The 13,407-nt window shown below is 56.0% G+C and carries 8 protein-coding genes; 3 read left to right on the forward strand and 5 right to left on the reverse strand.

What is annotated here, in order from left to right:
- Positions 1-56: 56 nt before the first annotated feature.
- Both cysS and AAC076_RS02105 read right to left on the reverse strand, forming a co-directional pair.
- Positions 57-1,442: a cysteine--tRNA ligase gene (gene cysS / locus AAC076_RS02100; RefSeq protein WP_339842704.1), complete on the reverse strand. Its 1,386-nt coding sequence runs from the start codon at positions 1,440-1,442 to the stop codon at positions 57-59.
- Positions 1,442-3,109, reverse strand: coding sequence for a glutamine--tRNA ligase/YqeY domain fusion protein (locus tag AAC076_RS02105; protein WP_339842705.1), 1,668 nt, complete (start codon positions 3,107-3,109; stop codon positions 1,442-1,444). Before AAC076_RS02105 ends, cysS begins: the two co-directional genes overlap by 1 nt.
- Before the next feature lie 163 nt (positions 3,110-3,272).
- Here AAC076_RS02105 and AAC076_RS02110 point away from each other — a divergent pair, with 163 nt between their 5' ends.
- From AAC076_RS02110 to AAC076_RS02120, 3 genes are all read left to right on the forward strand, one after another.
- Positions 3,273-3,767, forward strand: a complete 495-nt coding sequence (locus tag AAC076_RS02110) for a peptidylprolyl isomerase (protein ID WP_339842706.1) — start codon at positions 3,273-3,275, stop codon at positions 3,765-3,767.
- Positions 3,768-3,776: 9 nt separating this feature from the next.
- The gene (locus AAC076_RS02115; RefSeq protein ID WP_339842707.1) at positions 3,777-4,502 is read left to right on the forward strand and encodes a UDP-2,3-diacylglucosamine diphosphatase; all 726 of its coding nucleotides are present in this window, start codon (positions 3,777-3,779) and stop codon (positions 4,500-4,502) included.
- A 145-nt stretch (positions 4,503-4,647) separates the two neighbouring features.
- On the forward strand, positions 4,648-6,312 hold the full coding sequence (locus AAC076_RS02120) for an electron transfer flavoprotein-ubiquinone oxidoreductase (protein WP_339842708.1): 1,665 nt from the start codon (positions 4,648-4,650) through the stop codon (positions 6,310-6,312).
- A gap of 75 nt (positions 6,313-6,387) precedes the next feature.
- On the opposite strand, the gene AAC076_RS02125 is transcribed toward AAC076_RS02120, so the two are convergent.
- The 3 genes from AAC076_RS02125 to AAC076_RS02135 form a co-directional block, all read right to left on the reverse strand.
- Positions 6,388-7,302: a transglutaminase family protein gene (locus tag AAC076_RS02125; RefSeq protein ID WP_339842709.1), complete on the reverse strand. Its 915-nt coding sequence runs from the start codon at positions 7,300-7,302 to the stop codon at positions 6,388-6,390.
- Positions 7,303-7,308: 6 nt separating this feature from the next.
- Positions 7,309-9,912, reverse strand: a complete 2,604-nt coding sequence (locus AAC076_RS02130) for a circularly permuted type 2 ATP-grasp protein (RefSeq protein WP_339842710.1) — start codon at positions 9,910-9,912, stop codon at positions 7,309-7,311.
- Positions 9,913-10,036: 124 nt separating this feature from the next.
- Complete coding sequence (locus tag AAC076_RS02135) at positions 10,037-13,363, reverse strand: transglutaminase family protein (protein WP_339842711.1); 3,327 nt, start codon at positions 13,361-13,363, stop codon at positions 10,037-10,039.
- Between the last annotated feature and the right edge of the window lie 44 nt (positions 13,364-13,407).

Consider the following 13,407-nt stretch of genomic DNA (forward strand, 5'->3'; position numbering starts at 1 on the left):
ATACGTATAAAAAAGGCAGCCCGTAGGCTGCCTTTTTTCTGACTGGCTGTGTTCAATCAGTCCTTGATACGCCAGGTGGTCCCGCCCTTACCATCCTCAAGCACAACACCCTTGTCGGTCAGCGCATCACGTATGCGATCAGACTCGGCCCAGTTCTTGTCAGCACGAGCCTGAAGCCGCGCCTTGATCAAGGCCTCGATTTCTGCGGCATCGACCTTGCCGCTGCCGCCGGCCTGGAGAAACATATCCGGATCAAGCTGCAAAAGTCCGAGGTTACCGGCCAACTCACGTAGCCGTGCCGCGAGTGCTGCGGCAGATTCCGGATCGCCATCTTTGAGGCGGTTGACTTCACGCACCATATCGAACAACACAGCGCAGGCCTCAGGCGTATTGAAATCATCATCCATTGCTGCACCGAAGCGCTCGACAAAATCATCACCACCGGCAGGCTGGGCGTCAGGCAGGCCCTTGAGTGCGTGATAGAAACGCTCAAGTGCACCCCTGGCTTCCTTGAGGTTATCTTCCGAATAGTTGATGGAGCTTCGGTACTGGCTGGACACCAGCAGATAGCGCACCACTTCAGGATGATATTTTTGCAGTACCTCGCGGATAGTGAAGAAATTGCCCAGTGACTTGGACATTTTCTCGCCGTCTACGCGCACGGCGCCAGCGTGCATCCAGGCCATAGCGTAGGGCTTTTCATTGGCCGCTTCGCTCTGCGCTATTTCGTTCTCGTGATGCGGAAACACCAGATCCGGTCCGCCACCGTGGATGTCAAAGGTGTCACCCAGACAGCAGTTGGACATGACCGAGCATTCGATATGCCAACCGGGACGACCCTCTCCCCAAGGCAAGGACCAGCTAGGCTCACCCGGCTTTACTGCCTTCCAGAGCACGAAATCCAGCGGATCTTCCTTGGCCTCGTCCACTTCTACCCGCGCACCGGACCGCAGATCCTCGATCTTCTTACGTGACAGCTTGCCGTAACCATCAAACTTGCCCACGCGGTAATAGACATCGCCATTGCCTGGAGCGTACGCGTAGCCCTTGTCAATCAGCGTCTGAATCATTGCATGCATGCCCGGCACGTGATCACTCGCGCGTGGCTCCATGTCGGGTCGCAATACATTCAGGCGGGCTTCATCCTCGTGCATTGCGGCGATCATACGATTGGTCAGTACCTGAAAAGTCTCGCCGTTCTCATTGGCGCGACGGATGATCTTGTCGTCGATATCAGTAATGTTGCGCACATAGGTCAGCTTGTAACCGCGAAAGCGCAACCACCGGGCGACCACGTCAAAGGCAACCATCACTCGCGCATGACCAATGTGGCAGTAGTCGTAAACGGTCATACCGCATACATAAAGCCGTACATGATTATCTTCCAGCGGCTTGAGCGGTGCTTTGGCTTTTGTCAGCGTGTTGTAAATCGAAAGCCCCATTATTGCCCCCAGGAATCGCGTAGCGTCACAGTGCGGTTGAACACCAGACGGTCCGGCCGCGAATCCTTGCTGTCGACACAGAAATAGCCTTCGCGCTCAAACTGGAAGCGCTCTTCAGCAGCCGCACTCGCCAGCGAGGGCTCGGCCCGGCAGCCACTGAGCACAACCAGAGACTCAGGATTGATATTCTCCAGAAAGGTACCACCCTCCTCGCTCTTGTCGGGATTGGAAGCACGGAACAGACGGTCATAAAGACGCACTTCGCATTCCAGACTCTGCGCCGCTGGCACCCAGTGGATCACACCCTTTACCTTGCGACCTTCAGGATTCTTGCCAAGGGTCTCAGGGTCATAGGAGCACAGCAGCTCGGTAATATTACCGTCTGCATCGGTAACGGCCTCATCGGCACGGATAACATAACTGCCGCGCAGACGCACTTCGCCACCGGGTATCAGACGCTTGTAGCCCTTGGGCGGCTCAACCATGAAGTCGTCCTGGTCGATGTAGATCTCACGGCTGAATGGTAGCTCGCGCGTACCTATATCTGCTTTGGGGTGTCTTGGCAGGTGCAGTTCTTCGATCTGGTTGTCCGGATAGTTGGTAATGGTCACCTTCAGCGGGCGCAGCACGCACATGGCCCGCGGCGCGTTGGCGTCCAGATCATCACGAATACAGAATTCCAGCACACCCATATCGACGACCGCATCGGAACGTGTCACGCCAATTCGTTCACAGAAATCACGCAACGACCCCGGTGTATAACCCCGGCGGCGGAAGGCGCTTAGAGTCGACATACGTGGATCATCCCAGCCATCAACATGGCCTTCGTCGACCAACTGCTTGAGCTTGCGCTTGCTGGTAACCGTGTAATTGAGGTTCAGCCGCGCGAATTCGTACTGACGTGGCTGGGCCTGCACCGGAAGGTTATTCAGGAACCACTCGTACAGCGGACGGTGGTCCTCGAACTCCAGGGTACAGATCGAGTGGGTAACACCCTCTATGGCATCAGACTGGCCGTGGGTAAAATCATAGCTCGGGTACACGCACCACTTGTTCCCCGTCTGATGGTGATGGGCATGGCGAATACGATAAAGAATCGGGTCACGCAGATTCATGTTTGGCGCGGCCATGTCGATCTTCGCCCGCAGAGCTTTGGCGCCATCGGGAAATTCACCGGCTGTCATGCGCGCGAACAGATCAAGGTTGTCCTCGACGCTACGGTCGCGGAACGGGCTGTTCTTGCCCGCTTCGGTAAGATTACCGCGGTATTCGCGTGCCTGATCAGAGTTGAGATCGCAGACATAGGCCTTGCCCGCGCGAATCAGTTCGATTGCCCAGGCATGCAGCTGGTCGAAATAATCCGAGGCAAAACGAATATTGCCTTTCCATTGGAAACCCAGCCACTCTACATCCTGTTTGATGGCGTCGATGTATTCCTGCTCTTCCTTCGCTGGATTGGTATCGTCGAAGCGAAGATGGCAATCACCACCGAATTCATCGGCCAGACCGAAATTCAGACAGATCGACTTGGCGTGGCCGATATGCAGGTAACCGTTGGGTTCAGGCGGGAAACGGGTGACGATCCTGTCATGTTTGCCGCTCTCCAGATCGGCGCGGACAAGCTGGCGCAGGAAGTGTGCGGGTGCGGTGGTTTCCGGTTTGTTCATAGGATATGCAAGACTCGATACGGGTGAAGCCGCCGGGGCGTCACGGATTTTGGCTAGGCCATGTTGGCCAAAACGCTTATCATACCGCAAAGTGTCAAGCGCCTGAACGCAGTATGCGGATTGGCGCCAAGCAGAATTCAAATCTAGCCCGAGGACTGAGCATATGGTCAAGCTGCATACCAATTACGGCGTTATCACCCTGGAACTGTTCGAGGACAAGGCGCCGCAAACGGTCGAGAATTTCAAGCAATATGTCCGCGATGGCCATTATGACAACACTATCTTCCATCGTGTTATTCCGAACTTCATGGTCCAGGGCGGCGGTTTTGAACCCGGCATGAAACAGAAAGATACCCGGGCGGTGATCAAGAACGAAGCCAATAACGGCGTCAGCAACAGCGTAGGTACCGTTGCCATGGCCCGCACCATGGAACCCCACTCTGCCAGCGCCCAGTTCTTTATCAATGTTGCCGACAATGATTTCCTCAATCACAGTGCCGAAACTGTTCAGGGCTGGGGTTATGCGGTCTTCGGCAAGGTCAGCGACGGCATGGATGTAGTGGAGAAGATCAAATCCGTTCCTACGACCATGCGTTCCGGTCATCAGGATGTACCCGCCGACGATGTCATCATCGAGCGCGCTGAACTGGCCGAGTAAGCATTACCGATGCGCTATCTGTTCATTTCAGATTTGCACCTGCAGCCTGAACGCTCGGATATCACCCGGGCGTTTCTGCATTGTATGGATACGCGAGCCCGCCTGGCCGATGAGCTGTATATTCTCGGGGACTTTTTTGAGGTCTGGCTAGGCGATGACGAACAGAACTCACTAGCGACCGAGGTCATCAACGCCCTCGCTCGGCTTTCAGCGGCAGGAACGCGAATATATGTCATGCATGGCAACCGGGATTTCCTGCTAGGTAAGCGTTTTTGTCGCGCTGCGGGTTGCACGCTACTGCCAGATCCCCATGTTGTGCAGTTAAATGGTGAGCAGGTGTTACTCATGCACGGTGACAGCCTGTGCACTGACGACCTGGCCTATATGAAGATGCGGCGTTTACTGCGCAATCCGCTGAGCCTTTTCATACTGAATAATCTGTCCCTGGCCCAACGCCGCAAGATTGGCCGTAAATTGCGCAATGAAAGCCGGGAACAGACCCGCCAGAAGCCCAGCGATATCACCGATGTCAACCTTGGTCAGGTAGCCGAAACCATGCGCAAACACAGGGTGCGCACCCTCATACACGGCCATACGCACCGCCCCGTCGTCCATCAAATGATCATGGAAGGTGAGCCAGCGCAACGCATAGTGCTGGGCGACTGGGATACCTCTGGCTGGTATCTTGAGGTGGACGAAAATGGCTATCGGCTCGAGTCTTTTCCCTTATCTTGACCCAAAGGTCGCATTGCATAACACATGCCGTTCTTATTACGCATTTGGAGCGGGTACGGCAGGCTGTTATACTTTCGTGCTAAACGATCACGGAAGATCACTCACATAATCGATTTCAGATCTGGCCTAGAGTAGGAGATACATAGTGGAACGCGAATTCATGGAGTTTGACGTTGTCATCGTGGGCGCCGGGCCTTCGGGTCTCGCCGCCGCTTGTCGCATCAAGCAGCAAGCAGCCGAAGCCGGCCAGGAAGTCAGCGTTTGTGTAGTAGAAAAGGGTTCCGAAGTGGGTGCCCACATTCTGTCCGGTGCTGTTTTCGAGCCGCGCGCCCTCAACGAACTTTTCCCTGACTGGAAAGAGCTGGGCGCTCCGTTGAACGTCCCGGTAACCGGCGATGACATCTATATGCTTACCGGTGAAGACAAGTCGGTAAAATTGCCCAACATGCTGGTCCCCAAGACCATGCACAACGAAGGCAACTACATCATTTCCCTGGGCAACCTGTGCCGCTGGATGGCAGAACAGGCCGAGAATCTCGGTGTAGAGGTTTATCCGGGATTTGCCGCACAGGAAGCGCTGATTGACGAAAACGGCGTGGTGCGCGGCATTCTGACTGGCGATCTGGGTGTTGACCGTGAAGGCAACCCGAAGGAAGGCTTCTATACCCCCGGCATGGAATTGCGCGCCAAATATACCCTGTTCGCTGAAGGCTGCCGCGGCCACATCGGCAAGCAGCTGATCAAGCGCTACGATCTGAATTCCGACGCTGATGCACAGCACTACGGTATTGGTATCAAGGAAATCTGGGACATAGACCCATCCAAGCACAAGGAAGGCCTAGTGGTTCACACGGCCGGCTGGCCGCTGGAAGTAACCGGCAATGAAAACACCGGTGGCTCTTTCCTTTACCACACCGAGAACAACCAGGTGCTTGTAGGTCTGATTGTTGACCTGTCCTATTCCAACCCGCACCTTTCGCCTTTTGATGAATTCCAGCGTCTGAAGCACCACCCGGTTATCAAGCAATACCTGGAAGGTGGCAAACGTGTTTCTTACGGTGCTCGCGCGATCTGCAAGGGTGGCTTGAACTCACTGCCGAAGATGGTATTCCCCGGCGGTGCGCTTATCGGTTGCGATCTGGGCACGCTGAACTTCGCCAAGATCAAGGGTAACCACACTGCGATGAAGTCCGGCATGCTTGCCGCTGACGCCATTGTCGAGGCATTGAAGGCCGGCAGTGAAGGCGGTGATGAACTGGCTGCCTACCCGGAGAAGTTCAAGTCCAGTTGGTTGTATGAAGAGCTTTTTGGCTCACGCAACTTCGGCCCGGCGATCCACAAGTTCGGTGCGCTGATGGGTGGTGCATTCAACTTTGTCGACCAGAACATCTTCGGCGGCAAGATACCGATGACCCTGCGCGACAAGACTCCGGACTATGCGTGCATGAAAAAGGCCTCCGAAGCGCCCAAGATCAACTATCCCAAGCCTGACGGGGTATTGAGCTTCGACAAGCTGTCCTCGGTGTTCATTTCTAACACCAATCACGAGGAAGACCAGCCAGTCCACCTGACCCTCAAGGATCCGAGCATCCCGATCGGCACAAACCTGCCCCTGTACGATGAGCCAGCGCAGCGTTATTGTCCGGCCGGCGTATACGAGGTAGTGACCCAGGATGATGGTGAGAAACGCTTCCAGATCAACGCCCAGAACTGTGTGCACTGCAAGACCTGTGATATCAAGGACCCTTCGCAGAACATCAACTGGGTTGCACCGGAAGGCACTGGCGGCCCGAATTATCCGAACATGTAAGCGTATTATCTGCACTCTGCACTAACAAAAACCCCGGCAATAGCCGGGGTTTTTGCGTTCATGAACTGCTACAAGTCAGTAATTACCGGCTGCCAATTGAAGCTCATCCTTCAGTGCTATTACATCCACTGCCACGGTCAGTTTGTGCTCTCCGCCTCCGGTCATAACGCCCTTGAGTGGCGTCACATCTGCGAAGTCGCGACCCCAGCCGAGAATGATGTATCGCTCATCAGGCGTACAGCCGTTGGTAGGGTCAATCTCCAGCCAGCCCCAACCTGGAATGAATACTGAAACCCAGGCATGGGTAGCGTCGGCGCCTAACAACTTCTCCTGACCCGGCGGCGGCAATGTCTCCATGTAGCCGCTGACATAACGTGCTGCAAGACCGAGCGAACGCATACAACCAATAGCCAGATGGGCAAAATCCTGGCAGACACCCCGTTTAGTGGCCAGAACTTCACTCAGTGGGGTCGCCACGGTCGTTGAATCCGGATCGTAGGCGAACTCGTTGAAAATGCGCAAATTCAGATCCAGTACGGCATCGAGCATATTGCGCCCTGGCTGGAAGCTGTTCAGCGCATAGCGTGCCAGACTTTCATGCTGACGTACGAAGGGCGAATCAAGGACGTAAAGGCGTGCATCCAGACAGTCGCGGTTACTGTATCGCGGATCAGCCATTGTATCCCTGACCGCCTGCTCCCAGGCAATGGTAGAGAAGAAATCCTGCGTAGGCCTCGGGCGCGTTTCTATCTCGCTGGTCACGCTCACCTGGAGCTCGTCGTGCAATGCTTCCAGGGAAAAATACACCACCCTGTTACCAAAGAAATCGGTGCGCTCGCGCATACGCACGGGCGCAGGAGAAATCTCTACCTGTGCATTACTGCAGTGCTGCCACGCAAGATTACGAGGCAGAATACGCGCTTCGTTATGGCTCAGGCTGGCAGAGCTGCTGTATTCATAACGCGTGGTGTGGCGCAGCTGGAATTTCATGACAATTTACTCTACTCGGGTGTTATTACCATGGTGCATCGTTACCAGCTGGCGAGGCGCCTCGACATGACTGAAATGGCTGTGCGAGATGGCGTTCGACAATTCCGACATGGGTTCGATCAAATCATCCAGCAGGGTTGTAAGTGCTTCCCGGGCAGACTCTGAATGCTCCAGATCTGCGAGCATATCGATATCTACCAGATGCAGCTGACTGGTAGCCTGAATGATCAGCCGCTTTTCCAGATTACGATAAGGCGAGTTACCCGGCGAGGGTAGCTTCTCGACCTGCCGTTCCAGCCGCCTGAGCATGTAACCGATTGACCTTGGATTGGCCTCGTCGAATAGCAGAAGATCAAGAATGGCCGCTGGATGCAGCTGTGAGCGGTAGCGTCGACGATAAACCGTAAAGTTGTCGGTGGTCGCCAGTACGACCTCCCAGAGCGGGATACCCGGCTGGGCAGCAGTAAGCAGTGCCAGTTTGAGGAGTTCCAGGCTGCTCAAAGTACGCTCTATAAAGCGGCCCATATCCAGAAAGCGCCAACCATAGTGATGGGGCATTGTCTCGTTGCACAAACCAAAAAACGCCGAGAGATCCAGCACCGTGGCTTCCAGATGACGCTGACCGGCAACAATCCCCCTGGCCCGGGACATGCCGTTGAAACGCTGGCGCATACTGTTGATCGCGCGCCAGCTGTCGTCTCCCAGGTGATCGCGGACCGCCCGACTGTTGCGCACAAAGTGGCCGAACAACGCAGGCATACCATCGGGTTGATCTTCGACAAACAACTGCATCAGACGCTCACGGGCCATGAGATATTCAGCGGAGAATCGTTTGTGCCCGGCAAGAGCCTCAAGTTCTGCCTCTTCAGATTCTGCATCCGGGGCCACTCCAAGCGCGACCAACAGATCAGGGAGTACGTTGGCGCCGTTTTCCTGCCTGTCGTTTTGCAGCAAGCGCCCAAGTGCTTCACGTAGCAAGCGCCCTCGGACGTCAAGACGTTCTCCGTAACGGCCCAGCCAGAACATGCTTTCGGCAACCCGGCATGGCAGGTCCTTGCCATCGCGCGTAACTACAATAGGGCCCAAGGCTTGGCGCAGCATACTGATATGCGGCTGAGGTACTGGCGCCAGCACCCACACATCCTTGACAGTGCGGCTTTGCATCAAGGGTGAGCCAGGCTCACCAACCCACGCCAGCCCTCCCGGCATGATGCGATAACTGCGCTCATAGACTGGTTTATCCAGATCATCGGGTTCGACAAGACTGAAGAAACGCAGCGTCGTGTGCTGGCGCTCTACTTCCCGGGAGTCTGGATTGAACCCCGGGGTAACAGCCGATACGACCGGTCGCTGAGCAGTAAACAGATAGGGCCGGCGTTCCAGATCGTGCCGCAGCGCCTGTACATCCTTGAGGGACATCTGGTCAGCACGAATCATTTTCCCAGGATGGGATATATCACGCAGGATCCATTCATCCAGGGACTGGTAGACCTGGTCCAGAGCAAACCGATCGCCACACCAGAGCGTTTCACGGCACGGCAACAGAAGAGTTTCGCCCAGCAGGCGCTGACATAGTCCCGGCATGAAGGCAGCCAGCGCGGGATGCTCGAGAACCCCGGCTCCCAATGCATTGGCGATACGCACTTCGCCATTACGGGCCGCCTGCAGCAGACCTGGAACACCTAGCAGTGAGTCAGGACGCAGTTCCAATGGATCGCACCAGGGATCGTTGATCTGTCGAACAATCACGTCCACCTGGGTCAAGCCGCCGAGGGTTCGTACGGACACCTGGCCGTCGCGCACTACCAGGTCATCCCCCTCCACCAGCGAGAAGTTCATGTAATTTGCCAACCAGGCGTGCTCGAAGTAGCCGGCGCTGCCGGGACCCGGAGATAACAAAACAATATTAGGCTGCTCTTTCTGAGCGCTCGCCATGCTCGCCAGGCACCGATGTTGGGCTTGCAGAAAGCCTGCCAGGCGCTTAATTGGTGCATCGCGGTAAATACTGGGCAATGCACGACTCAGAGTGATGCGATTTTCCAACGCATAACCGGCGCCAGCTGGAGACTGTGTTGAGTCGCCCAGTACCTGCCAGCGACCCTGATCGTCACGCACCACGTCGGTACCATGAAAAATGAGTAACGGACGGTCGAGCTGTGTCGGATTATCGGCGGCGGCAAAAAGGTAACCAGGATGGGTAAACACCAGCTCCGGCGGCAGCAATCCTTCGTTGATGACCTTGCGCTCGCCATAGAGGTCGTCCAGCAGGTGCTCGAGAAGCCGGCTGCGCTGTTTGAGCCCGGCTTCTAGAACCTGCCATTCCGCGGTGTCAATCACCCAGGGCAGACAGTCGAGCTGCCAGGAGCGCAACTGGCCAGGGTCATCCTCATAGGGATTAAAGGTGACGCCGTTTTCGTGCAGCAGGCTTTGAGCCTCCTCACTGCGCGTGACCATTGCCTCAACGCCCAGTGCGGCAAACTCATCCATCAGCCCCTGCCAGTGGGCACGGGGTTGCATATCACGATCGAGAAGCTCGTCATGTTCCGGGTGACCTGGATAGTCACCGAGCAATGATTTCAATGCGTGATCCAGACTACCCGATTGCTGCATAGCTGCTTCCTGAAAGAGCTCCCCAAGCGAACATCCTTGTATCGGCTGAGCAGGGACATACGTGAGCTAGATTCGTATGCCCTTTCTGTAGGTAGTGCGGAGTCCGTGCCGCCGCGAGCCGGGATTATAAACCAGTCGCGGGCACACGGGCACGACGTAGATCGAGAGTATGCGGATATTCTTGGCCAGGTGCCTGCACAATGCGACCAAAGGTGCCCTGGGTATGCCCGTGTGACCAGAACCGTGTCATACGCCGTGCTTCAGCCTCATTGGCATTAACCGGGAAGGTTTCATAATTGCGGCCCGCCGGATGTACCACGTGATAGGTACAGCCGCCCAGCGAGCGGTTATTCCAGTTATCCACCAGATCGAATACCAGCGGTGCGTGTACCTGAATCATCGGATGCATAGCCGATGGTGGCTGCCAGGCCCGGTAGCGTACTGCAGCCACCGCCTCGCCCGGCTTGCCAGTTGACTGCAGCGGCACTTGGAAACCATTGCAGGTGAGAATATGCCGTGACGGATTAAAGTCCTGAACCCGCACTTCCATCCGCTCCACTGAGGAATCTACATAACGTGCAGTACCGCCACCGCTAACCTCTTCGCCTAGCACGTGCCAGGGTTCGATCGCCTGCCGCAGCTCGATACCCACACCCTGATAGCGCACCTCCCCCACCCGTGGGAAACGGAAGTCGAGGAATGGCGCGAACCATTCCGCCTCGAACGCAAAACCATGCTCCCTCAAGTCCGAGAGAACATCGCACAGATCCTCCCAGATGAAATGCGGCATCATCCAGCGGTCGTGCAGCGCGGTTCCCCAACGGGCCAGCGGCTTGCGATAGGGCTTGGACCAGAAACGTGCAACCAGGGCACGAATCAGCAGTTGCTGCATGAGACTCATTTGTGGATGCGGAGGCATCTCGAAACCGCGCAGTTCCAGCAGGCCGAGCCGACCAGTAGAAGAATCCGGGGAATAGAGCTTGTCTATACAGAATTCGGCGCGGTGGGTATTGCCAGTAATGTCGGTGAGTAGATGGCGAAGGAGTCGATCAACTATCCAGGGCTGGGGAATTTCACCTTCGGGCATTTGTGACAATGCGATTTCCAGCTCATAAAGGGCTTCGTGGCGAGCCTCGTCGACCCGGGGCGCCTGACTGGTGGGACCAATAAACATCCCGGAAAAGAGATATGACAGGCTCGGATGATGCTGCCAGAAGATCAGCATACTGGCGAGCAGGTCCGGCCGGCGTAAAAATGGCGAGTCGGTCGGGGTGCTGCCGCCCAGGGTTACATGGTTGCCGCCACCAGTACCCGTATGGCGGCCGTCAAGCATGAATTTTTCGCTACCCAGGCGCGTAAGCCTGGCTTCTTCATACAGGATCTCGGTATTGGCAACCAGATCCCGCCAGTTGGTCGCCGGCATGACGTTCACTTCGATCACGCCCGGGTCAGGGGTAATCATGAACTTTTCAATACGCGTATCGCTAGGCGGTGCATAGCCCTCGATACATACCGGCAACTCCAGATGGGCGGCGGTTTGTTCAATCGTGGCGAGCAGTTGCAGGTATTCTTCGAGCTGAGTGAGGGGCGGCAGGAACACAAAAAGCTTGCCGTCCCGTGGTTCCAGGCACAGTGCAGTGCCAATCACCCCTTCCTCCGTCAGTTCAGGGAGCTGTTCCTGCCAGTCCTGGCCCTGACCCTGATGATGACGACCGTCACTCTCGGCAGCAGCCTGCGACTCACTGTAGCGGCTGGCAACTTCGCCGTGGATGTCAGCCAATGCAGGTGGCGCCTCGAAAAGCGAACGCGGTTGCGGCTCTTCAAGCTTGCGCAAAGGCAAGGCAGACAGAGGCAAACGCAGGCCCATAGGCGAATCACCGGGAACCAGATAGAGGTTTTCCCTGCGTACCGGCCACTTGCTGCTCTCCCAGGTCTCTTTTTTCGTATTACGTGCCAGGGGCAGGGCAAGCCCGGTCATTTCATCGAGACCGCGCTCAAGCAGACGCACCAAGCGTGCGCGCGCCTCATCATCCTTAAGATCACTGTCGGCAAGCTCTACATCGCTCGGCTGCTGTTGTTCCAGCCAGAGGTAATAATAAGCGTCCTCGTAGCAGGGAATGAGGTAGCGCTCGTCCAGCCCAAGTCGCTTGACCAGTTCACGGGCAAACGCTTGGGTCTGTTCTTCATTTACCTGATAATCGCCATTGATGTCCGCCAGCCAGCGATCATCCTGCCATACCGCCTTGCCGTCTCGACGCCAGTAGCAGGCAAGTGCCCAACGCGGCAGGGGTTCACCGGGGTACCATTTGCCCTGCTGATAATGAAGAAGTGATTTCGGCGCATAGTGAGGGCGCAAACGCATCAGGAGCTTTTCAGCAAACGCTCTTTTGGTCGGCCCCTGGGCTGCAATGGTCCATTCTGGTGCATCCATATCGTCGATTGCCACAAAAGTGGGCTCACCACCCATGGTCAAACGCACATCCTGGTCTACCAACTGCCTGTCAACCTGGTCGCCCAGGGACTTGATCCTCTCCCACGCCTCTTCCGTGTAGGGTTTGGTAACGCGAGGATCCTCATGAATACGGGTAACACTCATTTCGAAACCGAAAGTGACTTCGCAGGGTTCTGAGGCACCGGTAATAGGTGCCGCGCTGGAAGGCTCCGGGGTCGCGGCCAAGGGAATATGTCCCTCACCAGCAAACAGCCCGGAGGTGGGATCCAGACCTACCCAGCCCGCGCCGGGAATGAACACTTCGGTCCAGGCGTGAAGATCGGTGAAATCCACTTCGGTACCAGAGGGACCGTCCAGAGCCTTGACGTCTGCCGTCAACTGGATGAGATAACCTGAAACAAACCGCGCTGCCAGCCCCAGCTGGCGGAAAATTTCGACCAGCAACCAGGCTGAATCACGGCAGGAACCTCGCTTGAGCTCCAGCGTTTCTTCGGCCGTCTGCACGCCAGGCTCCATGCGAATCAGGTACTCGACGTCCTCGGATAGTCGCTGGTTGATCATCACCAGAAAATCGGTGATCGGACGTTTTTCCATAGACAGGGTCTGCATCCAGCGCTTGAGCAGAGGACCCTTGTCTTCTTTCTCGAGGTAAGGCCCCAGCTCCTTGCGTAGGGCTTCGGGATAACTGAAAGGAAATTCCTCGGCGTACTCTTCAACAAAGAAATCGAAGGGATTGACCACTGTCATGGGCACAACCAGTTCAACATCCACGTACAGATGATCGATCTTTTCAGGAAAGACTACCCGTGCAACGTGGTTGCCAAAGGGGTCCTGTTGCCAGTTGATAAAGTGCTCGCCACCATCGATTTTCAGGCTGTAAGCCTCCACCGGAGTGCGGCAATGGGGGGCTGGCATCAAACGAATCTGATGAGGCGCGACAGCAACTGGCTTGTCGAAGTCGTAACGTGTCGAATGCTTGAGTGCTACGCGGATAGTCATGAATCGCTTCCCAAATCTGAAATAGTTATCTTCACCAGCATAGC

This window comes from uncultured Halopseudomonas sp. (assembly GCF_963977355.1).
In the GTDB taxonomy this organism is placed as follows: Bacteria; Pseudomonadota; Gammaproteobacteria; order Pseudomonadales; family Pseudomonadaceae; genus Halopseudomonas.

Bases quoted from the DNA above. Each gene is read 5' to 3' on its own strand.
- cysS (WP_339842704.1), bottom strand. From the start codon at position 1,442: ATGGGGCTTTCGATTTACAACACGCTGACAAAAGCCAAAGCACCGCTC.
- AAC076_RS02125 (WP_339842709.1), bottom strand. From the start codon at position 7,302: ATGAAATTCCAGCTGCGCCACACCACGCGTTATGAATACAGCAGCTCT.
- AAC076_RS02110 (WP_339842706.1), top strand. From the start codon at position 3,273: ATGGTCAAGCTGCATACCAATTACGGCGTTATCACCCTGGAACTGTTC.
- AAC076_RS02105 (WP_339842705.1), bottom strand. From the start codon at position 3,109: ATGAACAAACCGGAAACCACCGCACCCGCACACTTCCTGCGCCAGCTT.
- AAC076_RS02135 (WP_339842711.1), bottom strand. From the start codon at position 13,363: ATGACTATCCGCGTAGCACTCAAGCATTCGACACGTTACGACTTCGAC.
- AAC076_RS02130 (WP_339842710.1), bottom strand. From the start codon at position 9,912: ATGCAGCAATCGGGTAGTCTGGATCACGCATTGAAATCATTGCTCGGT.
- AAC076_RS02115 (WP_339842707.1), top strand. From the start codon at position 3,777: ATGCGCTATCTGTTCATTTCAGATTTGCACCTGCAGCCTGAACGCTCG.